Below are 26,720 nucleotides of genomic sequence, written 5' to 3'. Positions count from 1 at the left end.
ATCGCAATTATACCGTTTCGAAAAATGTATCGGGATTCTGTGGATCAAAACATTCATTGCACCACATAAAAGTCACCATATCGGTGTCGCCCAAATTCTCAATATTGTGTGTATATCCGATTGGGATATCCACTACCTCGATTTTACTTCCCGATACCAGATACTCTATCACCTCAGCATCAGGTTCATCCATCTTACGAAAACGGATGACCCCTTGCCCACTCACTACCACAAACTTTTCATTCTTGGTGTGATGCCAATGATTTCCTTTGGTGATATGAGGTTTAGAGATATTTACCGAAACCTGCCCCCTATCAAGAGTACGAATGATTTCTGTAAAGCTCCCCCGCTCATCCACATTCATTTTTAATGGATAACTAAATTGATTGGTAGGCAGATAAGATAAATAAGTAGAATACAACTTTTTCTCAAACGCATTGCCCACATTGGGAACAGTTAGATTCACCCTGCTCGATTGGAAAGTATAAAGTAAATCAACAATTTCTCCCAACGTAATAGTGTGTACTGTAGGTACCGCACAATATTCCCCTACCCGATTCTCATCACCTGTCAATGCAGCAATCAATTCGTTTACCACATCGTCAATGTATACCAGGTTCATCACGACCGAACGGTCATTCACCTGTATATCCAGTCCGTGAGTTATATTGTGGCAAAATGTAGCGACTGCACTATTATAGTTGGGGCGACACCATTTCCCAAAGACATTGGGAAAACGATATATCAATACTTTCGCTCCCGTTTCCCGGGAATACTCAAGCAACAATTGTTCACCCGCCCGTTTAGAGGCTCCATAAGGATTATCCAAAGCGGCTTGTGTAGAAGAGGATATCATGATAGGGCAAGTATTTCCATGTCTCTTCAATGAAGCAAGAAGCACAGAAGCAAAACCAAAGTTCCCTTTCATAAATTCGGACTGATCCAGTGGACGGTTTACACCGGCCAGATTAAGAATGAAATCAGCCTGTCGGCAATAGTCATCCAATTCAGAAGGGTCACTATCTACATCATATTCAAAAATGACCAACTCGTTTCCGGACAAAGCATAATTTTTTACTTTACCACTTTGAATATTGCGCAGTTGGGATACAAGATTCCGCCCGACAAAACCTTTCGCACCGGTTACTAAAACTTTCATAAATAAAGAGGAATTAATTTATTTGATCTTGATTGCTATCAATTCTATTTTTCTTCAAGAGCCAGATCTTTACGAATGAAATCAAGTTTCAAGAGAAGTTCTTTCATTCCTTCAACATCAAGACGACGGGTATTATGAGAATGGTAATCTTCTATTTTGGAGACCTCCTCACTTCCTTCCACAAAAAACTTATCATAATTTAAATCACGCGTATCACATGGGATACGATAATAATCACCCATATCCTCTGCTTTAGACATCTCTTCACGGGTAACAAGAGTTTCATAGAGTTTCTCACCGTGGCGGGTACCAATCACTTTGACATCCGCATTACTATGGTAAAGAGACTTTAATGCATCGGCTAATACATCCAGAGTAGCAGCAGGTGCCTTCTGAACAAACAAATCACCATTTTTTCCATGCTGAAAGGCATAAATCACCAAGTCGACAGCATCATCCAAAGTCATCATGAAGCGGGTCATGTTGGGATCTGTTATTGTTATTGGATTACATTTCTTAATTTGCTCTAGCCACAAGGGTATCACAGAACCACGGCTGGCCATAACATTGCCATAACGGGTACAGCAAATCGTTGTTCCTCCACAATTACCCAACTGACGACCTTTGGCGATAGCAACTTTCTCCATCATGGCTTTGCTGATACCCATCGCATTTATAGGATAGGCAGCTTTATCGGTAGAAAGTACCACCACATTTTTAACACCGTGAGCTATGGCGGAATCCAACACATTTTCTGTACCGAGAACATTTGTCCTAACCGCTTGTGTGGGAAAAAACTCACAGGAAGGGACTTGCTTCAGCGCAGCGGCATGGAAGATATAATCCACTCCATTCATAACTCCATCCACAGAGCGCTTGTCACGGACATCGCCAATGTAGAATTTTACTTTTGGGTTCTGAAGATAGTGACGCATATCATCTTGTTTCTTTTCATCACGAGAGAATATACGAATCTCCCTGATATCAGAATCAAGAAAACGACGTAAAACCGCATTGCCGAAAGAGCCTGTTCCACCGGTAATCAAAAGAGATTTATCTTTAAAAAGTGACATAATACTTTAATTATTTAATTTATAATTCCTATTGTTGTCTGTAATAATAGCCTTAAAATCTTCTTTTCTTCTCTGGATATCATAATAACTTAAGACCTCATCATTTGGAATCAATGAAGTAAAAGAAGCCAATTTTTTAGTTAAAATCGAAAACTCTTTATCAAAATCATTGTCTATATCAAAAAGAAGTTGATCTGTGTAGATAGGATTAGCCAAGCCCCCCCTACCCGAATGAATCAGAATATTGTTGGCACACAAAGCCTCTAAAGCTGCTAAGCCAAAACCTTCATACAATGAGAGCTGAAAATAATATTTAGAACGTTTTAAGAAAGCAATTTTTTCTTCTTCTGAGACTTCACCCACTAATTCAACAAATTTTTCTAAATCATATTCATTAATCAATGATTGAACCAAGGCAGTTCCCTCACCTTTCTTACCCATAATAATAAATCGGTAATCAGAAAATGAAGTTATCTTCTTCAATTCAGCAAAGATTCGCAATGCCTTATCCACCCCTTTTCGTCGCACATTCCCTTCCTCACCCATCCAGACAACCGTAGTAAATAGCTTCTCTTTCGGAACATCAGACATAAACTGTGCAGTATCAACCACATGTTCACTATAACTCAATCTTCTTCTAAAATGAAATACTTTTGCTATATTCTTTAAATCAGATTGAGATACAATAATACAAGAACTTGAGACCCAATAACAGAGCTTAAAAAATAGCACTTGAATCTTATAATTTCGGGTAGAGGCATAATTTTCATCTAAATTATCAATACCTCCAGTAAAATAGGTTCTTTTACCTAAACATTTAGCAAAAAATGAAGCAAAAAATGAATATCGATAAAAATAAGAGAACAAAATATCATATTCCCAAAACTTAAGACTGTCAACTATCCTATTGGATAAACAGACATCATAACCTAGATTCCTCAGCAGAGCAATATCTATCTGATAGAACTTTTGTGTATTCAACAATTCGAGTGATCTAACACTCGAATAAAACAAGATTTTTTTTTTCTTCATGTCTTATTCACCAGGAATTCCAACAATCGCCTTGCCTGATTTTCTGAATTTTTATTATCCAATATAAATTGTCTTGCATGCTTACCAAAGTCATCCAATTCATCCTGTCCCTTATTCCCCCACTCTTTTAACAATGTAGTAAGTGTTTCTCGTGAATGGTCCGGTATAAGAATCAAATGATTTAAGTAGTTAGCAGGAAGTCCTGGTAATTTATACATTATGGTAGGTGTTCCCGAAGCCATATACTCCATTGTCTTAGAAGGAAAAGAATACTTAGTGTATTCTGCATCTCCTTTACGAGGATTAATCAACAACGTGGCTTGTTGCTGCATCTCAAATACACGCTTTTGATCTACAAGTCCCCAATATGTTATACGACAATCGTTCTTGGCTGCAGTCTCAACAAAAGCTCGATCTGTCCCAAAACCACATATCCACAAAGAAAACTCTCTATCATCAATCTTGATAAATGATTCAATCAGATCACGTATGCCAAATCGAGCATCTAACTTACCAGTATAGAGTATCGTTTTCCTCCTCTTTTTTTGTAGAGCAACTTCTACAGGACTATAAATACCCTCTAAAAGATACCAAGGACGAATACCAACTCTCAATTTATCCTTCATAAACTCTGTCAGTAAAATAAAGGAATCAATTTCCTGAACTAAAGAATAAATCTTATTAGTGTTTCTTGCTTCTAACACTCTATGGAGAATGGATGAATTATCTCCAAAATACTCAGGCAAATCCAAGACAATACAACACACTTTCACATTGGAATAATGTTTTTTCAAATCAATAGCTGCCTTAAGGTATGGATACATGAGAGAGTACACAATTATAGTTACTTCCTCATCCCTATGTAAATTAAGCCATCGTTTAGCTTCATTTATCACAGATTGATAGATACTATACTTCTTCAAGTAAGTAATATTAAGAAATGAGCCATTAACTCCCTTCATAAAAGCAAATTGGAAGTTCGTTCTTGAAAAGAATGGATTATTACAGCGTAATGGGAAGCTTCCGATATCGGGAATATTTATGATATAATCTAATTTTTTTTCTAAATTTTCAAAACCAGACAGAAGAGCTTTCTGAAAAGTCGTAGCACTAACTGTTATATGTCCTTTGGTACGTTTTCTAATTAAGAAATCTGTTGAAGGCTCACAAAAAGCACCAATATAAAGTAACTTCATATATAATTAATTCCATATTATATTTTTATAAGGTACGTATGGACAGTCTTGAGAAGCCAACGAAGCACTTATAAAAAGAAAATATAATGAATACAGTACTAAAGCTAACCTAGAATTCCAATATGGAGAAAAACATTTGGCCAATAAAGGGATTACTAATATCATAGAGAAATAAGGAAAATAAGTAGCACGTTGAATCGTAATATTTGCGGATGATAAATTGTATAATATTTGACCAACAAAAAAAAGGTTGAAGAGTAGAATTTGACCGTTCGATTTGAAAAATTTTCTTTTGGTATAAACGACTAAGCATAAAATAAAGGTAATCTTATATACAACACCAAAATTTGCTGCTACATCATCATTAATAAGAGAGGAGTCTAAATAGTAGCCATAGTAAGTCATACGTATCAAAAATTCATATTTTGATATAAAATCTCCAATAAAACCACCTGTATATAAAAGAGCTACAGACATTATATAAACAATAAGCATAACAGTACTTACTCTTATTTTTGAGGCTATCCAAACTATAAGTAGTCCAAAAAATGCAGAATAATGTACCAAACATGCTAATAATAGAAACCAATATCCTTTTTTATTATTTAATATAAGAGATATTCCATACAAAAATATTGCGCAAGCCAAAATTTGGCGAATCAAATTAAACGATTGAAAAAATAATAGAGATTGAAGTATCATCATTACAATAATAAATCGAATACTCTTATCTGATAATAATATCACTTTATACAAAAAATAATAAGTAAGAAAAGCATAGATATAGAAAAATACATAAACAGATAAATCACAAGATCTAATTATATAGAATATAAATAATGTAAATGGTTCCTGAGGAGTGGCCCATGGGGATTTTATCTGAGCAATATAATTAGCATGGTCATTTCCTATACCATCTTGAGACCCCACAAACAAAGTCATCATAATTACCCATAAGAATGCAGTTATCTTATTTACTTTCTCGCTTTTAACATATATATGCGAAATAAATATGACTGTAGAGACAAATATTAAAAATATATAAACAATCACAATTACACAGCTATCATTTGAAGAAAACAATATCACCCGGTGCTAGACACCAAGCACACACTCTGAAACATAAAATTATTCGCAAAGCCAGTTCTTTAAAGTACCACCTATATTTATCCAATAATAATTATTACATCATTTTTCTTATACAGTCTAGTTGGAAGAACTGACATTATATAGAGTTTTTGTTTTTCCTTATCAATAAGATAACTTAACCTATCAATAATCTTTTGGGCAAAAGTTCTTTTATCACATTTAACACCAGGATGTTTTTTAAGCAAAATATTCACAGCATATCTTTCCTTTAGCATTAGTTTAATGTCATAAACCTCAGTCAAATATGGAATATAAAAAGCCTTCACTAGTTCCTTATCTATATGCCATGTATTGAACACATTAATTTTCACAATCTTATCATCTATGTAATTAATATTTTCAAAATGATAAAATACTGTAGAGCAATCAACTTTATTCCTACTTACAATAACACAGCCTGAGTCATTTATTAAACGCAATTTATATTGAGAGATGTTCCAAGGAGCTATTCCAGCACCTACATTAAGAGTTTCATGTACAAAATCATAGTCAGTAGTCCAATTATCCATATATTTTTGATCCCCCCAATAGACACCATCACCATCACAAGAACAATGCGTTATACATTGTCGACGCCATATTTCAAGCAATATATTACCATTTTCATCATTCAAAAAAGTATTATATTGAACACAGTATTTCCCAACAGTCCGACACATTAAATCTCTATTATAGTCATTAAAACGATGACCTACTATTAATACAGAAGCATTCTCATGAAGCATTTCGTTCATCAAAACTATAGGATCCGAAAAAAAGTAGATATCCGCATCAATGTACGTACAATGTGGCTCACAATATTCATGCAGAACGTAAGATATCAAAGAAGATGAACAAGTCCAACAATATTCACCAAAGGTTCTATCTGACTTTACTTTAAGCAAATCATCATCTTCAAAGTCTGATAGCTTAATCGGTTTCAAGTTCCTAAAATTTAGATCAACTAAAATTTCATAGCACCTATCATCCATGGCCAAAGCATATAGAGTAAATTCACTAGAGACTCTCTCAAGAGAATTATACATTGTGATAGCCTTATCTAAATAAGCAACATTAAAAAGTGTACAAAAAATCTGCATACTACTTCAACTTATACAATAGGTTACAACATTTATTAAATAAGTATACAAAAAAGCCAATTTTAGCGCTAAGATATATCCATTTGAGGTCATTTGAATATATAGCTTTAATTTCACTTCGATTATTAGGGTAGATATCTAAACCATAATTAGCTAAAGAACCAAGCTTCATTTTTTCCCAAAACGGTTTTCCTTCAAAAGACATACATGATATATAATCCTTTGAAAAGTCACTTGCTGGTTTACTTAAACCAGCATAATCCTTAGTATATACCATAGTAAATTGAGGAGTTATTGCCACTTTATGATTTCTTAATATGTCAAATTCCAATTTGGCATCTTCATAACGTATTAGAGTCTCATCAAATTTATACTGTTTAATTAATGATGATTTATAGAGTGTAGCCCCTGCTCTGATATCGAAGGAATTAAAGAAAAGTGAACGAAAGTTATTTAACACGACCCCTTCACTTACATTGTAAAGGCAACGCCTCTTTTTTCCTTCAAACTCAACATAAAAGTTACTAGCCGCAATACTTACTTCAAATTTTTCCGCTAAGTTTAATAAGGTCTCTAAAGCATTGGGTAAAAGATAATCATCCGCATCAATATAAAGCAGCCATTCACCTTTCGCCATTTGTATCCCCATATTACGTGCTGACGATACACCACCATTTGACTTATAAATATAATGGATACGTTCATCAAAAGTATATTGCTCAGCCACTTGCCCACTGCCGTCATTCGAACCATCGTCAATAATCAGAAGTTCCCAATCTTTATAAGTTTGCACAATTACTGATTCTATAGTACGCCCAATTGCTAAATACTTATTATACAAAGGAATTATTACCGAAACCATATTTATTAAAAGTAATATAACATATATTTCTATAACTTATTCAAATTTTGCCTCTTAATGAAATTTCTCTACTAATTTCACTAAAAGACAAACGATGGTTTAAATTCAAATAATAACGACTATGGTGAGAAATTCTCTTTTCCTTGGGAGGTAGTTTCATATAATCTCCATATATACTTTTTAAACACTCCTCATAACCAATTGGCACTTCAATAGACATACTTTCAAATGGAACCAACACAGACTCCGAAAACAATTTTTTGTCCAATACCTCTCCCATTCCATAAGGTCCATCATAAGAAACCAAGAAATTACCTTTAGACTTTTTTATATCTTCAACACAACTTAAATACTTCTGTTTATAATATGCGTATTTATGTCTTTTATAGAAAACACAAGAGATTTGTAATAATAAACACTTCAGTTTCAACCTAAACAATGAATGCAAAATATCTCCTAAAGAATATCTCATCATTGATTGAGCCACCAAAAGTGAATACTTATCATATCTATTTTTAAGAGTTATTACTTGCTCCATATTACACTCATCTAAAGGAAATACATCTATGTAAACACCCAAAATAAGAGGGCGATTTTTAAACTCCCAAAGAGTGGTATTCGTATCTACGAACTTTGCTAAAGAGAGTAACCAATAACCATCGTCATTAATATCCATAATATCATAATGATCCATGACTTTTCCCTTCAGAGAGCAGAATTTATCATAATCTTCACGTAACATATAAACATCTATATCATCATCCCATGGAATTAGTCCTTTATGTCGAACAGCACCGATAAGCGTTCCATAAGCCGCATAATATTTTATTCCATTTGCTTTACAGAATCGATCAAAAGCTGCAAATGTTTCTAACAACTTTACCCGATATTCTTTTGTTAAACCTTCATTCATTGACAAATAATTATTCAATTTATTGTTCCCAGAACATTTTTCAATCGTTCTATTATGTCTTTTGTAACTATGACAGGGTTATTTACCAATCGCTGAATATTTACCTGATTCAACATTATGGTCAAGTCATTATCTCCATATCCATTATTACATAAACCTATATTGTTCAGATAACTTTGCATTTCAGACTGTATATTAATCTCATCAGAGAAGCCTAATTGAGACTGAAGCCATGCTGTCTTTTTATAATACTCATCAATATTTATTCTTGGTTGGAAAGCAAAGTCCTGTTTTTCCAATAAGTTTAATGCCATAAAAAAGGGAAATGAAAGAGCTACAGCATGTCCATGTGGATAACCGCAATGAGTAGTAAAAGCATACGAAAAAGCATGTGGAGCTGTAGTCTTAGTAATAGCAATTGCACACCCAGACCAATAAGCTGCAACAGACATCAAATCGCGAATCTCATTTGAAGGAGAATTTACTACCTTTGGAAGATTATCCCAAAGAACAGAAATAGCTCTTTTGGCATATTCATCAGATTCTGCTGTGGCATTCACATTCCAATAGGCCTCTATACTTTGAGAAAGTGCATCGAAACCTGTACAGGCTGTCAGATATGAAGAATTATTATAAGTAAACTGAGGAAATATCACAGCATAATCAGGAAGCATATCATTATGAGCCACTGAGTACTTTATTGAATTCTTATAACATACAGCAAAAGGAGTGGCTTCACATCCAGTCCCAGCTGTGGTTGGTAATGCAATAAGAGGAGTTAATTCCTTTTTCTTTTCAAAAACAGAATCAACCAAATCGCCATCATAAGCAGCTTTAAAACGAATTAATTTAGCCATGTCAAGTACACTTCCGCCCCCACATGCTATTATAATGTCCGATTTTGACTTCTCGAAAAAATTGCAACCATTATTAACTTCTTCTAATATAGGATTTTCCTGAAAGTCACTAAACTCACTTACGAAACAAGCATGTCGCCTAAATAAATCTGAAAGAATATATTCTGCACCACTGCTAATAAAGGAATGTTTGCCACGAACCAAAAAGACACGATGAGGTTTATTCTCATCAAAATATGTTTCAATAAGATTCATTGCATATTTACCTATAGCAGTAATCTGACTATTTTTTTTCATTATTCAAAAAAGTCATAAAAGATAATTTATTTTGTATTGGAGTAATAGATGGCCTTCCCAAATCTTTTCGATTCCCTTTTTTAACCTTAACCTCTAGAAGAATAGGTCCTGCTTCTTTTATGACCTTTTCTAAAGCAGTCTTTAAAGCTTCTTCACAATCAACACTATATACAACTTTATAACCGACAGCTCTTGCTATTGCAGGGATATTAATCTTAAGTCCTACAGTTGGCTGACCACCTACAGAATCGTGAGATCCATTGTTAAACACAACATGGATCAAATTTTCAGGGCCCTTATCTCCAATAATTGCCATTGATCCCATATGCATAATCACAGCACCGTCACCATCAAAACAATAAATTTTACGATCGGGTATTTCCAGTGCAATCCCTAATGCTATTTGTGAAGCATGTCCCATAGAACCAACTGTAAGAAAATCACTCTGATGGCTTTCATTCATTTTTGTTCTGTATTCAAAAAGCTCTCGCGAAATCATACCTGTTGTTGAAACTATTACATCCTTTTTTCCAATTGAATCTACAACCATTTGAATAGCGTTTTCTCGACTCATTGATAATTGTTGTAATACAGAATCCTCCTTTAATTTAAGCGAATATGATTCGAATGTATCTTTTTCTATTATTAAAGCAAATGCTTCGTTAGTTTCACGCATATAGACCAACGCATCATCTAATTGCTTAGTGAAATCAACTTCACTCTTACTCATCACTGTATTCTTAATCCCCATTACATCCAGTAAAGGAATAGTCACTTTTCCCTGCTTAACATGCTGCGGTTCGTCATGAACTCCTGGTTCACCACGCCATCCAATCAGTAAAAGAATAGGTATATTATAGACTTCTTTATCAGTCAATGACGCAAGAGGATTGATAATATTTCCCTCTCCTGAGTTTTGCATATACACAACTGGAATTTCCCTTGTAGCCAAATAATGACCTACAGCCAAACCGACTGCCGCCCCCTCATTTGCTGTTATAATATTATGCTTTGCATCCTTGTTATCCGCAATATAAGCACATATGTTTTTTAATAAAGAATCAGGAACACCTGAAAAAAAATCAATTTGCCTATCTGAAAGGCTATCAATAAAAAATTTTGGTGAAATCATCTTTTTAATGCTTTTGTACCAGGTATTAATTCTAAAATTTCTTTGATTGGCATACAATAATCATTGGATGCTTCTAACGAACGTTCATGAGTCAAAATTGATTTTGCACAATCCAGCATTGCAGGATAAGCACTTCTAAGCATGTGATTGGCATAAATAACAACATTTATACCCCATGAAGCCAATTCTGATTCAGTAAACTGATTATAAGTGGTTGGTACAGCAACTATTGGTGTCGTCGAGTCGATTTTTCTGAAACATGTACAAAAATTCTTTATGTCCATCCCAGACTTGTCTTTACTATGAATCATAACTCCATCAGCCCCTGCCTTAACATAGGCAGCAGCCCTTTCCAAAGCATCCTCCATTGATTTACCAGCAATAAGACTTTCGATACGAGCAATAATCATAAAAGAGTCTGTTACTTGTGCATTTTTTCCCGAACGAATTTTATGGCAGAAGCTTTCTATTGAATCTTGTGTTTGAACAGCATCAGTACCAAATAGAGAGTTTTGTTTTAAACCGATCTTATCCTCAATGATAATGGCGGAAATACCAAGCCTCTCAAGCGTTCTAACCGTAAATACAAAATGCTCAACCTTTCCACCTGTGTCACCATCAAAAATTACTGGTTTTGTTGTACATTCTAAAGTATCATTTAAATCATGTAAACGAGTTGTTAAATCAACAGCTTCTATATCCGGTTTTCCTTTACTAGTTGAGTCTGTTAGAGAAGAGGACCACATACCATCAAATTCATGCTTCACTCCGTTAATTATTACCGAAGCATTTTCTGCAATGAGTCCAGTCAACCCGTTATGTGATTCAAGAATACGAACAATAGGTTTTGCGTTTATTAGCCTGCGAAGTCTTTTCTGCCTGATTTCCGGAGTTGTACCTATTTCTTTTATCCTCTCATTCATTGCAGTAGAAGAAAAACCTTTAGTATATGCAATATCAACCACTTTCCCCCCCCACTTTAACAAACACTTAATTACACGTTTACGAGTATTAGATTGAACACCATCAATCCAATCGTCACCATGAACAACATAATCCGGACGTAGTTTTTCAAGATTTGGAACATAGTCTAAAGTCTCTTGAGGTATAACAGAATCTACACCTTTGATACTTTTAACTATCTCCGCACGCTGTTCATAATCTAAATAAGGAAGGCGCTTATAACTTGCAATAGCTGCATCTGTTAGAACTCCAACAGTTACAGAACCTAGTTTGGAAGCCTCTCTTATTATATTTAAATGACCTGGATGAATCATATCCGCACTCATTCCAACATAAACTTTTTTACATTTTTCCATCTTACATAGAATTTATTAGAAAAAACAAACAGGAAGTGTTAGTTATAACAATTTATTAAGCAGTTATTTGAAGATCTATTTATATTACCTAAAAATGTTTTTTTTATTCTCAAACGAAATATAAATTATGCTCATATTTTATTCTTAATATAAAAAAAAATACTATTCCGTTCCAAACGATTCATCCCAACGAATAGACATAGACACACATAAAACATACATGACACGCCAATCCCCATAACACGCATAAAATCAGTTTGTAGCATAATAGAATTGTAGAGATACAGATATAAGCCTGATAGACACAGAACCTTAATTACGGGTAAAAAAACTTTTTTTGAAAAATGCAAAACATCAAATTTGATAATTCGATGCATTAACCATAAATATATCATTCTGCTAATAAAATCGGTTACTGTAAAAGTAATTATAATAGTTACGGGGGGCATCCCCCATTTATATAAAAGCCAAGATATTGGTAATCCAAGCAATAATAATACAGAACTTATTATTTGAAACCATTTCACATGACCAGAGGCTTGAATAATAGAGCCACATGAGCTATTTATACTCCGCACTAAAAGACTTACTAACATCCAGCGAGAAAGTACTAAAATACCCTCCGGCAATGTACCGAGCCATAATCTTAAAAGAAATTCCAGCTCAACACCAATTGAAAATGTTACAAGAAGCATTATGAACATACTATATTTAGAAATTTTCTCAACAAGAGAAAATGCATCTCTATAATTACCAGAGGCATAGGATTGAGTTATTTGTGGATCTGAAGCAGTCCCAAGATTATTAACAAACATCATAATGAAATTTTCGATTTGGAATACTATAGCAAAAGCTCCATTCACAATAATTCCAAAAAAGTAATTTATAACCACAGAAGCACCTTGAGTACGAGAAAGGTATGCAATAGTTCCAATCGAAGTGTAATTATTGAAAACCAAAATTTCCTTATAAATATATTTTTCACGTGACAGATGCCATTTCACAATATCCCCAAACTTTCGATAGCAATAACTATAATAGAAAAGAAAAGAGAAAAGAGAAATAAAACAGACACCGATCGCATAAAAAAGAAGTTTATTACCAGACCAACACATAAGTAAAATAACTAAAGGCACTTTCATGAAATTAGATAGCAAATCAATTATTGCCATCTTTTTAAATTTCTCAAATGCTAACATTAATCCTTGAAATGGAATATTAATAATACCGATAGCAGAAACTGTAGTAGATATAAAATATATCAAAACTGCATCGGAAAGTTTTTCTGGCAATACGTTCAAAACGTTATAAATATACCATAAACCAACAGTAAGACCTATGATAAAAATAGATAAAGCAAATCCTATATGTAGAACTATACAAACATTGAATACTTTATTTAAATTTCCATTAGGTCCTTTACCCATTTCTACATTAATAAAACGCTGCGTGGTCATATACATTCCTATACTTACCACATTGAGCATCGTAACTATACCCCCAACAACATTATATAATCCATAATCAGCTTGTCCTAATTCAAGTAAGACATATCTTGTAGCTATTAGGCTGATTATTGTCGTAACAGCCATTCGAGCATAAATAATCAATGTATTAACTGCAATACGCTTATTGTCGCTCATCTCATTAACTATAAGTCATCTCTATCTAAATATAAACAATGACACTTTATCTATTTTAATATTTTGTGTAATATATCAGACACGTAATGAACTTCTTCATCCGTTAATGCAGGATACATCGGCAAAGAAAATATTTCTTTTGCAGCAGATTCTGTTTCAGGGAAGTCACCTTCCTTATAACCAAGGAACTGGTAACCTGTCATGATATGAATGGGCCATGGATAACTAATATTTACAAATATATTATTTTCTTTTAATGCTGCCATGATTTCATCACGATTAGAATGACGAACTACATACAAATAATAAGCATGTTTACCGTAATCTGCTTCTTTTGGCAATATTAAATTAGTATCTTTCAGCAATTCATTATACAAATACGCTATTTCTCTTCTACGTTTGATATATTGATCCAAATGAGGCAATTTTGTCAAAAGGATGGCAGCTTGAACTTCATCCAAACGAGAATTATAACCATGTTCGATAGCATAATACATCTTCTCTGCACCATAAAATCGCAAACGACGCAATTTCCCTTCCACCTCTGCATCATTGGTAATAATCATTCCACCATCACCATAAGCACCTAATATTTTCGTAGGATAGAATGAGGTTGTAGAAGCATTAGACATTGAACCTGCCTTATACCCTTTATATTCTGCACCTTGAGCTTGCGCACAGTCTTCAATAATGGATAATTTATATTTCCGGGCCAAAGCTATGAGTTCATCCATATCGACACACTGCCCGTAAAGATGAACTGGAAGAATACATTTTGTCTTTTCCGTAATATGACTTTCCACCTTTGTCACATCCATTAAATAAGTAAGAGGATCGATATCTACAAAAACAGGCGTAGCCCCGACAGTTACTATAGCCGAAACAGTAGGAATGGCCGTATTGGGCACAGTAATTACCTCATCACCAGGCTTCACACCAACAGCAAGTAATGCCAAACTTATAGCATTAGTACCATTATCACAACCAACACCATGACTAACACCACAATATTCAGCGTACGCCTGTTCAAAGTGTTTTCCTTTTGTACCAAGAATGAGTTGTCCTGATTCAAAAACATCTTCTACAGCCTTTAGTATTTCTTCTTTAGAAGATGCATACTCTTTTAAATAATTCCAAACTCTTACTTCCATATTTTATTATATTATATCTATAGTATCTCTTTGTAATTTAAAAAGTTCTGATAATTTCTCACATAATCATTTTCATCATATACATGAGAAGCTAATACTAAACAGATTGCACCAGAGGAAAACCCTTGTTCGGAAGCCCAAACACCTGGCGGAATATGTAAGCCGTAATATGGACGATTTAAAAGTACTGTCTTTCTATTAACACCGTCGTCTAAAACAACTTCAAAACTTCCACTTGCTGCAATTAAACATTGATGGCATTCTTTATGAGCATGGGCTCCTCGAGCTCCTCCACCAGGAATGTCATAAGAATAAAAAACACGTTTTATATCAAATGGCACATTCTCTTCACTATGTACAGGAGTTATATTTCCTGAACGATCCTCTATTTTAGGAAATTCTATTATTGAACAATCAAACACCGTCATAATGAACTCTTTTTACTTTGCACAAAATCTATATATTCCAAAATATAATCATCTGGATCATAATTTGTAGAAGATAACACTAACGCCAGTGCATTAGTAGAGAAATTTTGCATTTTTCTCCATATACCTTGAGGAACATAAATTCCATAATAAGAGCGATTCAAAGAAAAAACTTTCTCACAATTTCCATCATCCAATACAACATCAAAACTACCAGAAAGAGCTACTATAAATTCTTGATTTTTCTTATAAGCATGGCCACCACGTCTTTCCCCCCCCGGTACATCATAAATCCAGTATATACGCTTTATTTTAAAAGGGATATTTTCAATTTCTTGTATAATGGATAAATTACCACGCTTATCTAATATCTTAGGTAAATCCAATACCTTCACATCCTGCATATCCATACCGCACTCAATTCAGTCCTTCTATAATTTTCAACAAATATTTCCCATACTGATTATTCTTCATCTTTTCTGCCAGTTTTCGCAATTTATCAATAGTAATCCACCTTTGTCCAAAAGCTATATCCTCTAAACAAGCAATCTTCAATCCTTGTCTTTTCTCAATCACTTCGATAAATGTGCTAGCTTCTGCCAAAGAATCATGTGTGCCTGTATCTAACCAAGCAAAGCCACGTCCTAGTAACTGCACTGTTAACATTTTCTTATATAAAAATTCTTGATTAATTGAAGTAATCTCCAACTCGCCACGAGATGAGGGTATAACACTTTTAGCTAACTCAATAACTACATTAGGATAAAAGTAAAGACCTATAACTGCATAATTTGATTTTGGATCACATGGCTTTTCTTCAAGACTCAACACACTTCCTTCTTTATCAAACTCAACTACCCCATAACGTTTTGGATCACTCACCCAATAACCAAAAACTGTAGCTTTATTCTCTAAATCAGCCTTTTTCACAGCAGCCTGAACCATTTCAATCAATCCATCTCCGTAAAAGATATTATCACCTAAGACTAAGCATACAGAATCATCACCTATAAATTCCTCTCCTATAATAAATGCCTGTGCCAAGCCGTCGGGAGAAGGTTGCTCAGCGTATTCAAAACGAACTCCAAAATCAGAACCGTCACCCAGCAAACGTTGAAAGCCGGGTAAATCATAAGGAGTGGAGATAATCAATATTTCACGAATCCCCGCCAACATGAGTACAGAGATAGGATAATAGATCATCGGCTTATCAAATATCGGAAGTAACTGCTTGCTTACCCCTTTAGTGATCGGATATAAGCGAGTGCCGGAACCACCGGCCAAAACAATACCTTTCATAATTAAAACTTAAAGTGAATTCGATTGATTTGTAACTATTGGCATACAGCCATAACAGTTGTTTGTTGATTGGCAGCAAAGATATATATCATTTTTGAGCCCTAAATTGAGTGCTTACAGATTACTCAAAAAATCACTATCTTTCGTTCATCCCAATTTATTCTTCAACATACTCCCACGGATAAGGATTATCCACCACAGTCTGAAACTCGTTGATAGCCTCTTGCTGTTCAGTAGTAAGTGATACCGAATCCCAAGAAGCGATAATTGCACGGGCTTCGTCAGCCAAAGGCTCGTCGAATACCTCACCATAGCAGGCAGTAAGCAGGCGGAGCTTCAATAGCGAAGCGGGAAGAGTATCGAGGATATCCCAGCAACGATCTAATATTTCCTGAATATGTTCGCGCTTTTCTCCGTGGTCGATGAACGATGCATTGTAACCCATCAGGAGAGCGAGACAGACAGAGGCCTGTTCTTCAACCGTAGAACCTTTGATACCGGAATTATACAATGTTGTGGTCAAGCGGTAAACTTCATTGTTACGGCGGGACAAGTCATCGCTGTAAATGGGACTCCCGTCCATGCCCAAATACATCAGGTCGTGCGCGGCACGCTGAAGGGAAGCTACTTCTTCGGAAAGAGTCATAATAAATTTGAATTATGAATTATTTGATTACTTCTATAAGATCAGGATGAATGGTGGCCATGGCAACTGCTATGACACCTTGTATAGCAATGACCACGCGACGATCCCGGGCGCCTTTCACTTTCAGGAAAACACCTTCCTGACCCTCGAAGTCACCACCCGTGATACGGACTTTGGTGCCTTTGGACAGGTTGAGTTCATCGGGTTGAAAGTATAGGAGATGGTCACTGTAGGTGCCGGCTACAGCGATGAAACGCTGCATTTCATTGTCGGGGATAATTATCTTCTTGCCGCTACGGGTATCGGTGATATATTGCAAATAAGCAACCATAGACTTGACACGCTTCACTTCGGAAGGACAAGCGTGAATAAAAATCAGATTGTGAATGATAGGAACCAAGACACGGACTTTTTTTCCTTTCTTTATACTTATCTTGTATTGCATGGGGACAAAACAGCCCAAGTTCTCTTTCGCAAGCAACCGCATAGCGTCAGTCTCACGACGGTATGTGGCACGCATAGCGAACCATATTTCGGTCTCTTTCTCCACTTCCATTATTCGATTATTTCAGAAAAGGACATTCTCCCGGGGCTTTGAACTTCTTGCACATACCTGAAATTCAATCACTTGCGAGTACTTTATGTAATATACGGCAAGCTTTGTACTCTCTTGCCACGGTTTCTTGCAGCTACTCATTACCTATCTGGTAAGAAACTATAAACGAACGAATTACACTAAAAAAACGTGTTTTTAAACGTTCGTTTATTTGAACGCAAAGATAAGGGGTATTTTCATAATAGCAAAATGTTTAATAAAAAAAATGATTTACACTCTTGGCTTTCTGCTTTAATGTATTAATTGCCAAACAGATACTTCTGAATAAAAATCTTTTTTTTATCTGTCTGATTTTATTTCTCGATAATGAATAAATGAATACAAAAACAGTGTTCAATCAGACGAACGTTTTTTGAAACATCCCTCCTCTGCCAAACTATCGCATTATAAATCATCAATTTACCGACAAAAAGAAATCAAATTCCACAATTTATCCTGTATTTGCAAGTTTACTAAATTTTTCGTCCATACCTTTGCCATATTTTACACAAATAAAAATCACTAAAATTAAAAAGAGTATGAACTACGAAAACAAACAACAAGAAGAAAAAAAAGGAAATCAAAAAAACAAGACAGACAACAAGCAAACATCTGACAATAAAAGTCTTAAGTCAAACAGGGGACGAAAAAAGGAGAAACCTATACAAGGGATTGTTTTGAAACACTACGAATGCTTAAAGCTACTAATCACACTCTATCAAAATGGAGCAATGGGTATAAAAAAGGAGACATCACAAATTGCATTAGCCCGATATATAAATGACAAAAAACTATTAGGGAATATTCGAAACGGAATATTCATTCCATTGAAGCTCAGCACCATTCTAAAGGAAATAAACACCATCTGGAACGAAACGCTACAAGATAAATCCATTGGCATAAAATAGACAAGAAAACATATCATGAATTATTATACTCCAACTTAATCGGCAAACACTCTACCTTCGGGCCGTAAACAATTTATAAACTTTAAAATCGTATATGTATGAAACGAAAAAAAAGGCCGGCATCACAAAGTGAAGCCATGAGACTAAAATGGAAAAGACGTATCGTCTTCGAAAAAGGATACACCGAGTCGTGCGCAGAATGGATGGCGGAACGCCTGGAAGCGTTATTGGATCACATGCAATATGGACATGCGGCAGTGGCTTACCGAAAACAGAACGGGAGTTTCCAACTGGCGAAAGCAACACTGATTTATTACGAAGCGGAGTTCCATAGGGAATATGATCCCACAGAAGTAGAGGGGGCGGTGGTGTACTGGAATGTGGACGAACGGCGGTGGACGACGTTTCAAGTGGAGAATTTCATGGAGTGGAGACCGATCGTATAGGGGAGGCACCACAGATTACACAGATTTTCACAAATGAATTATTTCTATTTTGAGGAATCAGGAGAAAACGTCTTTGGGAATCCGGTGTAATTTGTGGTAAATATCTTATTGAAAGTACAAACAACTAATCTAAAAAACAATATGGCGACAACATACGACGGGATCAACTATTTCCCGATAGGCGTAAACTTCATGGAAGAGAACGCAATGGAAGTGATAGAAGTAAAATATGGAATAAAAGGGTCGGCAATTGTGCTGAAACTGATGTGCAAGATTTACAAGGAGGGATACTACATACGGTGGGATGAAGAACAGTGCCTGATTTTCGCAAACAAGGCAGGAAGAGAGGTGCAAGCAGAAGAGGTGAAGGGAATCATCAAGATTCTGTTCATCAAAGGAATACTGGACGAAAACAGTTATCGGGAAAACGGAATACTGACTTCGGAAAGCATACAAAAGGTATGGCTGGAAGCTACGAAGCGAAGGAAAAGAGAACTGTCGGAGCTCCCCTATCTGATAGTAAAACCGGAAAAGGAAAACGGAAAACCCGATGCTCCTTCTACGCCACAGGAAACTCAGCAACCAGAGCTGTTCAAAGAGGAAAAAACACCTGTTAACCCGAAAAACGTAGTACATCATGTAGCCGTTGACGCAAAAAATGCATGCGATTCCGGACAAAGTAAAGTAAAGGAAAGTAAAGCAGAGGAAAGTAAAGAATTCCCCCCCTCAGCTCCCCCTGAAGGGGAGGGGGAAGAGCGGAAGGAGGATTCTGCTTATCTACAGATACCGGGATACGCCTTCAATACAATGACGCACAATTACTCGGGACTGATGGACACGCTAAAGAGATTGAGCGTTACCGACACCGGGGAAGTAAACTCCATACTCAGGCTGTCGGACTATGGAAGGAAGGGAACGACGGTATGGAAACTGATTGCAAACACTTGCTGGAGCGATATCGGAGCCAAAGGAAGATACCTGATAGCGGCGCTAAACAAGGCGAAAAGAAGATAGCAGAGAGTGTCAGTCCCCGATTTGTAGTTGACGAAAAAACAAGTATACAGGCTTTTATCCCAAAAGGGATTCAGTGAAACAAAGAAGTAAAGAGTGTGCTTAACAAACTAAAACACAGTGTTTTTAAAGCACAAGATTTCTCTCGCCCAAAGCTTTGTTTTAACGCTACGTTAAAGCTTGTTCTTTAAATGCAAATAGCAAGTGTTTTAAATGCAAAAGGCTTGTTATTTGCACATAAGAATAAAATAACGGAGAAATGGCGTTAACAATGTTAATTGAGGGTAAGTATTCTCACATAAAATTATACCAGTTTCTTTTTCTTCCTGTAGTTTTCACGAAACTCTTTGGGTGAACATTCTTTCTTCTTCTTGAAAATCCGATTGAAATTAGAAAGATTATTAAACCCGCATTCATAACAGATTTCAGCAATAGACATAGTAGAATCAACCAGCAGGCGGGCAGCAAACCCCAAACGAATATCAATGATATAGTCCGAAAGATTTTTACCGGTACGCAATTTAAAGAAGCGACTGAAAGATACCGGAGTCATTCCTACCATATCGGCCAGCTGATTCAGGCGGATCTCTTCCTGATAATGGGCATTAATATATTCCTGCACCTTCTGTACGCGACGACTATCCGAATGAATGCCGATTTTAGCAAAAGAAGAACTTGACAACGTACGAGCCTCTTCGTTGAAAAGTGACAGTTCGTAAAGGATAGTCAGGAATTTGATAACAGCATAAAACCCCTGTTTCTCGGATGCCAAGGTATCGAGCAGAGGATAGATTTTAAGGATGGCCGACATCGGAAAACAAAGACCTTTCTGAGCTTTCTCAAGCATATCACGAATGGAATCGAACTGATTCTTATTGATAAAGCTTTTAAAAAAGAGATCGGAGGAAAACTGGATCGTTATTTCACGGATCTCTTTTGAATGGCAATCGTGCTGCTCCCATACATGTTCCAGGTCTTTTCCAGTAATCAGAACCAAATCATAATCACTGATCACTTCTGCCGAATCGCCGACAATGCGACGTACTCCGGCGGCTTTCTCCGTAAAGTTCAGCTCAAACTCGGCATGGTTGTGAATGGGATAGGTAAACTCCGTTTTATACCGTTCGGCAATATAAAAACAATCCTTGTCAGACAACGGAGTGATCTCCCGGATAATGTTGCTTTGTAGTGCATTCATAGCTAATATAGTATTATTAGCTACAAATATAATACACTTTTTTAATTTCTTCTACTCCACTCCCTAAAATCTTCTCCCGTAGGATTCTGGAATACACGTAATCCGAATTCCGGAATAATGGCAAGCAGATGATCGAATACATCGGCCTGGATTCCTTCGTAAGGTACCCACTCTTTCACAGCAGAAAAAAAGTAAAGTTCAACCGGAATACCTTGTTCGGTGGGCTGAAGATAGCGTACCATGCAAGTGAGATTTTTATTCACGTCGGGAAGACTTCTCAGGTAGTTCGTCAAATAGGCGCGAAACACGCCAAGATTGGTCTGGCGTCGCCCATTGACCAAAATAGAGTTGTCTATGTGATGTTCTTTATTATACTCTTTCACCACCTTCTCGGTCTGCTCCACATAATCGGTCAACAATTGGATTTTCTTATATTTAGCCAGCATTTCGGGGGTACAGAATCTGACACTGTTCATATCGATATTGATAGAACGCTTCACACGCCGCCCACCGGACTCCTGCATACCCCGCCAATTCTGAAAAGAATCACTGACCAGCAGATAGGGAGGAATGGTAGTGATGGTATTGTCCCAATTGCGCACCTTCACTGTATTGAGCGTCACTTCAATCACCGTACCGTCAGCTCCGTATTTGGGCATAGCAATCCAGTCACCTACTTTCAGCATATTATTTGCAGAAAGTTGGATGCCGGACACAAATCCCATGATACTGTCTTTAAACACCAACATCAGGATGGCAGCCGAAGCACCAAGCCCGGTGAGCAGCACCATCGGAGATTTATCTATCAATACACTGATAACAACAATTCCTCCAATGAAAAATAGTATCACTTGTGCTGTTTGCAACAAACCTTTCAATGGTCGATCACGAAACTGCTCTCGCTCACTGTATACATGATAAACAGCCGATAGAAATGCGCTGATAAAACGTAGAAAAACCGCAATGATATAAATCATGCAGATACGACGAATAAAATCGAGGGCACTTACATTTGGAATTGCCAAAGGAATCAACACATAAATAATGATGGGGGGGACAAGATGACTGAGATAAATCAGTACTTTACGATCGAATACAATATCATCCCAGGTTGCCTTGGTCTTTTTCACTAATTTAGCAACCACTTTCAAAAGGATATGACGGCAAATAAGGTCAGCCAGAAAGGCAACACCGATAATCAGTATCAGTGTTATAATAGGACCTACTTCATTGCTGTTAAATCCCCAGGAAACGAATAAGTTATTTATCTTTTCGGTTATTTGTTCCATATAAAAACTCTTTAATATCTTCTTTCAACCATTGATAGAGGTATAAATCTTTGTATGCACTGTTTTTGCGGAGCATTACTTCCACATTCACCTGACTGTTCTGATAACAAGTCAGTTCGTTATGAAATTGTTCATTGTGTTCTGCCAACTTCTTGATTTCCTGTTCACGCTCGCGCCTTAAAGCCGTACAGACGGGAGTCAGCACTTTCATCACTACATTATCCATAATATGATGCCCTTGAACAAACAAATAAGTAGTATCAGGAAGTACTCCGAGCCTTTCAAGTTCGGCCGATAATCTGTCAATCTCTTCGAGCCCCTGCGGAAAGCGTGTAGACAATTCGGACAACTTAGCTGTAACCGAACGTCTCACCACTTCCAGAGAACGTTCCGGATGTCTCAGGCTAACATCGTGCAAGCGAACACAGCCATTAAACTCACTCATGGAAAACGTATAAGTATCATGGCGGCGATAAAACCAGACAGACCATAGGAAAAGCGGATAAACGATCCGGGAGTATCGCTTCATAAACTCGTTGAAATCAATGAGGTGACGGTCATTCAAAGTTGCCTGTACACAAACCTCATGCAGGCTGTCGGCGTAACAATGATAGTTCTCAATGGCATAGGCATAGGTTTGAAAAATATATTTGTTACGGTTAATCTTACGCGAGGTGGAGGTAGCTCCCTGCAACAGAAAGTCATAGTCGCTATCTACGCAAGCAATCAGGCTTTTCCCGAGCTCAGCGGTATTGAGAGTATTCATCAACACCATCTTCTTGCCTTTGGCCAACGATGTAGCGGAAGGAAGCATCACTTGAAAATAATGTTCTTCGTCCTCAAACTCTTCAAGCAGGGTACGCCAGAAAGCTACATCATCATAACTCTCAACATAAGCAACGATTCGGCGGCGTGCCTTTTTAGAGTACAGCTTATGGGCTGCACTGAAGTAGGAAGAGGTCAGATTATCTTTAAGACTAATTGCCATAGGTCGTGTTTTGGTTAAATGCTATTTATAACTGGTTGCAATATCACTGACTTCGGTTACTGCATCGAGCCATCCCTCCATGATGACTGCAGGCGAATGAGTGGTAAGTATAATCTGTACATTCGGATTCAGTTCACGGATCATCGCAATCAATCTTTGCTGCCATTCGATGTGCAATGAAGCTTCGGGTTCGTCCATAAACAAAACGCAATGGGCATTGTCCTGTACAAGTACGGTAAGCAGGATCACCAACATCTGTTTCTCACCGGAAGAGAGCTTATAAGGAAACAGAAGTTCACCATCCTGATAAAAAGCAATATCATTGCGTTTACGGTCTATTTTTTTACGGGTATAGCTGAACAGTTCATCGACCATGTCTTGAAAACGGCGCTTGGCTACTGAAAGAGTAGCTGCTTTGCCGCGCTCTTCTTCGTTATTACTACTCAGCAGATCGATCATCTTATTGCCGATATTGACCTGGTAGTCAAGGTAGCGGCGTTGTAACAGGTAAAGTTGCCAGTCGAGCTCGGATTTCACATTCTTATCTGCCATACGGGCTGTGAAGTCTCCCATAATAAGCGGACGATCGTAACTGCGGATCACGTCATACGGAATGTAAGTAGCTTCCGGATTATCAAAAAAGACACGTACCCCGTTTTTTTCATCACTCTTTACTTCGCCTGATAACTGTTCAAGATAACCGACCGATCGATTCAGGATAGTAGTTTTTCCTACTCCATTGATACCGGATAGTATATTGACATCCGGACGAAGGTCCCAGACTATGTTGAACCGGTCCCATAATCCGTTTATTTCAATTCGTTTGATATAATTGGCTGATAGTTCCATAAATGGTTGCATTTAAATTAAACAAATATAGAAAATTCAAACGATAAATTAGTTACTTTTGCATCAGTTTTCAATAAAGGTAACATTCGGTATGGAGATTGATAAGAATCTGAAAGGACATGCACTGGCATTTACGGCCAACGTGATGTGGGGATTAATGTCCCCTATCGGCAAATCGGCATTGACAGAGTTTTCGGCACTTTCGGTAACCACCTTTCGCATGGTAGGGGCGGCGGCAGCTTTCTGGATACTTTCCGCTTTCTGTAAACAAGAGCAGGTAGGACACCGTGACATGCTGAAAATTTTCTTCGCTTCTCTGTTCGCCCTTGTTTTCAATCAGGGAATATTTATATTCGGCCTGTCTCTCACTTCTCCGATAGACGCATCTATCGTAACAACGACTTCACCTATCATCACCATGATTGTGGCAGCTATCTATCTGAAAGAACCGGTTACAAACAAAAAGGTATTGGGAATTTTCATTGGAGCAATGGGAGCATTGATCTTGATTTTAAGCAGTCAGGCGACAAGCGCAGGAGGAGGAAGCATCTGGGGAGACTTACTTTGTATGATCGCCCAACTCAGCTTCTCTATCTACCTGACCGTATTCAAAGGATTATCCCAACGCTATTCGGCCATCACAATTAATAAGTGGATGTTTATTTATGCATCTATATGCTATATTCCTTTTTCTTACCAGGATATAGCGGGCATCGAGTGGAACAGTATTTCGACCGCTGCCATTTATCAGGTACTTTATGTGGTACTATGCGGAAGCTTCATTGCTTACATCTGCATCATGACTGCACAAAAACTGATGCGCCCTACAGTAGTAAGTATGTATAACTATGTGCAACCCATTGTTGCTTCCATAGCGGCGATCTTAATGGGAATCGGAAGCTTCGGCTGGGAAAAAGGAGTTGCGATTGCATTGGTATTTCTTGGAGTCTACTTTGTGACTCAAAGTAAATCGAAGGCAGATTTGGAAGGTGTGTCATAACTCACCACAGATTACACAGATTTACACAAAATGATTTTAATCTACTGACAACCAATAATAATTATCTGTGTAATCTGTGGTGAATACGAATTTTGACACCTCTTCATCGTTATTTCAGATCTTCGAAATAAGTATCGAGTAAGCTCTTGGCAGCAACAAAAGAGGTGAGATTTCCCTTGAGCACCTGTTGCTCCTTTTCTTGCAACATCGATTCAATCTTGGCATTGTGATAAAAGCTGTCACGTAACTGTTCATTGATGCTCTCATACATCCAGTATTTGCTTTGTTCGTTACGACGATATTCAAAATAGCCATTACCTTTCACAAAATCGATGTACTCGTACACCATATCCCATATTTCCTTTACTCCAAGATTATAGAATCCCGAATAAGTAAGTACACGCGGTGTCCATCCGGAATCCGGAGCCGGGAAAAGATGTAAAGCATTACGGAATTGCGCAGCCGCCAACTTGGCTTTGTCAATGTTATTGCCATCAGCTTTATTTATCACAATACCGTCAGCCATCTCCATAATCCCTCTTTTAATGCCCTGTAGTTCATCTCCCGTACCGGCCAACTGAATCAACAGGAAAAAATCGACCATTGAATGAACTGCCGTCTCACTTTGTCCCACTCCTACAGTCTCCACAAAGATCTTATCGAACCCTGCAGCTTCACATAGAATAATCGTTTCACGAGTCTTACGGGCCACTCCTCCCAACGAACCGGCAGAGGGACTGGGGCGTATAAATGATTTAGGATGTACAGAAAGCTGCTCCATACGGGTTTTATCACCCAAAATACTTCCTTTGCTGCGTTCACTACTCGGATCAATAGCTAAAACAGCTAACTTACCTCCTTTTTCAAGAACGTGTAATCCAAAGACATCAATCGAAGTACTTTTACCGGCTCCCGGCACACCACTGATACCTACACGAATCGAATTACCGGAATAAGGCAGACATCTTTCAATGACCTCCTGTGCGGTAGCCTGATGTTCGGGACGCACACTTTCCACTAAAGTTACAGCCTGGCTCAGAATCGTCACATCCCCTTTGACAATGCCCTCCACAAACTCATTAACCGACAACTGGCGTTTTTTTACTTTTCGCTTCAGATAGGGATTTACAGATGACGGTTGTTCAATGCCTGCATTCACAACCAAACCTTTATATGCTTCGTTATTTTCAGGATGTTCCAT

The 26,720-nt window shown here is 37.0% G+C and carries 27 protein-coding genes; 4 read left to right on the top strand and 23 right to left on the bottom strand.

Going from position 1 to position 26,720, the window contains the following annotated elements; translation table 11 throughout:
- Positions 1–7: 7 nt before the first annotated feature.
- From DBK98_RS08190 to upgY, 18 genes are all read right to left on the bottom strand, one after another.
- On the bottom strand, positions 8–1,159 hold the full coding sequence (locus DBK98_RS08190) for a capsular polysaccharide biosynthesis protein CapF (RefSeq protein ID WP_032537196.1): 1,152 nt from the start codon (positions 1,157–1,159) through the stop codon (positions 8–10).
- Between the two features lie 44 nt (positions 1,160–1,203).
- Positions 1,204–2,232 (bottom strand): polysaccharide biosynthesis protein, encoded by a 1,029-nt coding sequence (locus DBK98_RS08185; protein ID WP_032537197.1) that lies wholly within the window; start codon positions 2,230–2,232, stop codon positions 1,204–1,206.
- Positions 2,233–2,238: 6 nt separating this feature from the next.
- Positions 2,239–3,264, bottom strand: coding sequence for a glycosyltransferase family 4 protein (locus tag DBK98_RS08180; RefSeq protein WP_032537198.1), 1,026 nt, complete (start codon positions 3,262–3,264; stop codon positions 2,239–2,241).
- Positions 3,261–4,460 (bottom strand): glycosyltransferase, encoded by a 1,200-nt coding sequence (locus DBK98_RS08175; protein WP_032537200.1) that lies wholly within the window; start codon positions 4,458–4,460, stop codon positions 3,261–3,263. The genes DBK98_RS08180 and DBK98_RS08175 overlap by 4 nt, the downstream gene beginning before the upstream one ends.
- Positions 4,461–4,466: 6 nt before the next feature.
- On the bottom strand, positions 4,467–5,513 hold the full coding sequence (locus tag DBK98_RS08170; RefSeq protein ID WP_033572562.1) for an EpsG family protein: 1,047 nt from the start codon (positions 5,511–5,513) through the stop codon (positions 4,467–4,469).
- 113 nt (positions 5,514–5,626) lie between these two features.
- Positions 5,627–6,688: a hypothetical protein gene (locus DBK98_RS08165; RefSeq protein ID WP_050503230.1), complete on the bottom strand. Its 1,062-nt coding sequence runs from the start codon at positions 6,686–6,688 to the stop codon at positions 5,627–5,629.
- Position 6,689: 1 nt separating this feature from the next.
- A complete protein-coding gene (locus tag DBK98_RS08160) occupies positions 6,690–7,550 on the bottom strand; it encodes a glycosyltransferase family 2 protein (protein WP_050503231.1) in 861 nt (286 codons plus the stop codon).
- 40 nt (positions 7,551–7,590) lie between these two features.
- Positions 7,591–8,463 carry a phosphorylcholine transferase LicD gene (locus DBK98_RS08155; RefSeq protein WP_049129554.1) on the bottom strand — a complete coding sequence of 291 codons (873 nt, stop codon included), beginning with the start codon at positions 8,461–8,463 and terminating at the stop codon, positions 7,591–7,593.
- A gap of 14 nt (positions 8,464–8,477) precedes the next feature.
- Positions 8,478–9,617, bottom strand: coding sequence for a phosphonoacetaldehyde reductase (locus tag DBK98_RS08150; protein ID WP_032537202.1), 1,140 nt, complete (start codon positions 9,615–9,617; stop codon positions 8,478–8,480).
- On the bottom strand, positions 9,604–10,749 hold the full coding sequence (aepY, locus tag DBK98_RS08145) for a phosphonopyruvate decarboxylase (RefSeq protein ID WP_032537203.1): 1,146 nt from the start codon (positions 10,747–10,749) through the stop codon (positions 9,604–9,606). Before aepY ends, DBK98_RS08150 begins: the two co-directional genes overlap by 14 nt.
- Entirely contained in the window at positions 10,746–12,068 is a 1,323-nt protein-coding gene (gene aepX, locus DBK98_RS08140; protein WP_032537204.1) for a phosphoenolpyruvate mutase, read from the bottom strand. The genes aepY and aepX overlap by 4 nt, the downstream gene beginning before the upstream one ends.
- A 131-nt stretch (positions 12,069–12,199) precedes the next feature.
- Entirely contained in the window at positions 12,200–13,711 is a 1,512-nt protein-coding gene (locus DBK98_RS08135) for an MATE family efflux transporter (protein WP_032537206.1), read from the bottom strand.
- A gap of 50 nt (positions 13,712–13,761) precedes the next feature.
- Complete coding sequence (locus DBK98_RS08130) at positions 13,762–14,862, bottom strand: DegT/DnrJ/EryC1/StrS aminotransferase family protein (protein ID WP_032537207.1); 1,101 nt, start codon at positions 14,860–14,862, stop codon at positions 13,762–13,764.
- Positions 14,863–14,879: 17 nt separating this feature from the next.
- Positions 14,880–15,290: an FdtA/QdtA family cupin domain-containing protein gene (locus tag DBK98_RS08125; RefSeq protein ID WP_032537208.1), complete on the bottom strand. Its 411-nt coding sequence runs from the start codon at positions 15,288–15,290 to the stop codon at positions 14,880–14,882.
- Positions 15,287–15,700, bottom strand: a complete 414-nt coding sequence (locus DBK98_RS08120; RefSeq protein ID WP_032537209.1) for an FdtA/QdtA family cupin domain-containing protein — start codon at positions 15,698–15,700, stop codon at positions 15,287–15,289. Before DBK98_RS08120 ends, DBK98_RS08125 begins: the two co-directional genes overlap by 4 nt.
- Positions 15,701–15,707: 7 nt before the next feature.
- Positions 15,708–16,589 (bottom strand): glucose-1-phosphate thymidylyltransferase RfbA, encoded by an 882-nt coding sequence (rfbA, locus tag DBK98_RS08115; RefSeq protein WP_032537210.1) that lies wholly within the window; start codon positions 16,587–16,589, stop codon positions 15,708–15,710.
- A 157-nt stretch (positions 16,590–16,746) separates the two neighbouring features.
- Positions 16,747–17,235: a UpxZ family transcription anti-terminator antagonist gene (locus DBK98_RS08110; RefSeq protein ID WP_032537211.1), complete on the bottom strand. Its 489-nt coding sequence runs from the start codon at positions 17,233–17,235 to the stop codon at positions 16,747–16,749.
- A 19-nt stretch (positions 17,236–17,254) separates the two neighbouring features.
- Positions 17,255–17,791 (bottom strand): capsular polysaccharide transcription antiterminator UpgY, encoded by a 537-nt coding sequence (gene upgY / locus DBK98_RS08105; RefSeq protein ID WP_005784914.1) that lies wholly within the window; start codon positions 17,789–17,791, stop codon positions 17,255–17,257.
- A gap of 578 nt (positions 17,792–18,369) precedes the next feature.
- Here upgY and DBK98_RS23180 point away from each other — a divergent pair.
- The 3 genes from DBK98_RS23180 (at position 18,370) to DBK98_RS08090 (ending at position 20,198) form a co-directional block, all read left to right on the top strand.
- Positions 18,370–18,738 carry a hypothetical protein gene (locus DBK98_RS23180; RefSeq protein WP_234072581.1) on the top strand — a complete coding sequence of 123 codons (369 nt, stop codon included), beginning with the start codon at positions 18,370–18,372 and terminating at the stop codon, positions 18,736–18,738.
- Positions 18,739–18,836: 98 nt separating this feature from the next.
- The gene (locus DBK98_RS08095) at positions 18,837–19,184 is read left to right on the top strand and encodes an SH3 beta-barrel fold-containing protein (protein WP_032537212.1); all 348 of its coding nucleotides are present in this window, start codon (positions 18,837–18,839) and stop codon (positions 19,182–19,184) included.
- Between the two features lie 141 nt (positions 19,185–19,325).
- Positions 19,326–20,198: a DUF4373 domain-containing protein gene (locus DBK98_RS08090; RefSeq protein WP_032537213.1), complete on the top strand. Its 873-nt coding sequence runs from the start codon at positions 19,326–19,328 to the stop codon at positions 20,196–20,198.
- Between the two features lie 301 nt (positions 20,199–20,499).
- Here the strand turns inward: DBK98_RS08090 and DBK98_RS08085 are convergent, their stop codons facing one another.
- The 4 genes from DBK98_RS08085 to DBK98_RS08070 are packed head-to-tail and all read right to left on the bottom strand — an operon-like array spanning position 20,500 to position 24,519.
- On the bottom strand, positions 20,500–21,393 hold the full coding sequence (locus tag DBK98_RS08085) for an AraC family transcriptional regulator (protein ID WP_005775503.1): 894 nt from the start codon (positions 21,391–21,393) through the stop codon (positions 20,500–20,502).
- 41 nt (positions 21,394–21,434) lie between these two features.
- On the bottom strand, positions 21,435–22,682 hold the full coding sequence (locus DBK98_RS08080) for a mechanosensitive ion channel family protein (RefSeq protein ID WP_005775502.1): 1,248 nt from the start codon (positions 22,680–22,682) through the stop codon (positions 21,435–21,437).
- Complete coding sequence (locus DBK98_RS08075; protein ID WP_005810390.1) at positions 22,654–23,670, bottom strand: DUF4435 domain-containing protein; 1,017 nt, start codon at positions 23,668–23,670, stop codon at positions 22,654–22,656. The genes DBK98_RS08080 and DBK98_RS08075 overlap by 29 nt, the downstream gene beginning before the upstream one ends.
- 21 nt (positions 23,671–23,691) lie before the next feature.
- Complete coding sequence (locus DBK98_RS08070) at positions 23,692–24,519, bottom strand: AAA family ATPase (protein ID WP_005810392.1); 828 nt, start codon at positions 24,517–24,519, stop codon at positions 23,692–23,694.
- A gap of 91 nt (positions 24,520–24,610) precedes the next feature.
- Between DBK98_RS08070 and DBK98_RS08065 the strand changes: the two genes are divergently transcribed.
- Positions 24,611–25,519: a DMT family transporter gene (locus tag DBK98_RS08065; protein WP_005775500.1), complete on the top strand. Its 909-nt coding sequence runs from the start codon at positions 24,611–24,613 to the stop codon at positions 25,517–25,519.
- A 109-nt stretch (positions 25,520–25,628) separates the two neighbouring features.
- Here the strand turns inward: DBK98_RS08065 and meaB are convergent, their stop codons facing one another.
- On the bottom strand, positions 25,629–26,720 hold the full coding sequence (meaB, locus tag DBK98_RS08060; RefSeq protein ID WP_005775499.1) for a methylmalonyl Co-A mutase-associated GTPase MeaB: 1,092 nt from the start codon (positions 26,718–26,720) through the stop codon (positions 25,629–25,631).

The organism is Bacteroides sp. PHL 2737 (genome assembly GCF_004115325.2).
GTDB lineage: Bacteria > Bacteroidota > Bacteroidia > Bacteroidales > Bacteroidaceae > Bacteroides > Bacteroides hominis.
The sequence above is the reverse complement of the archived record's forward strand: the minus strand, read 5'-3'. Positions and strand labels throughout refer to the sequence as shown.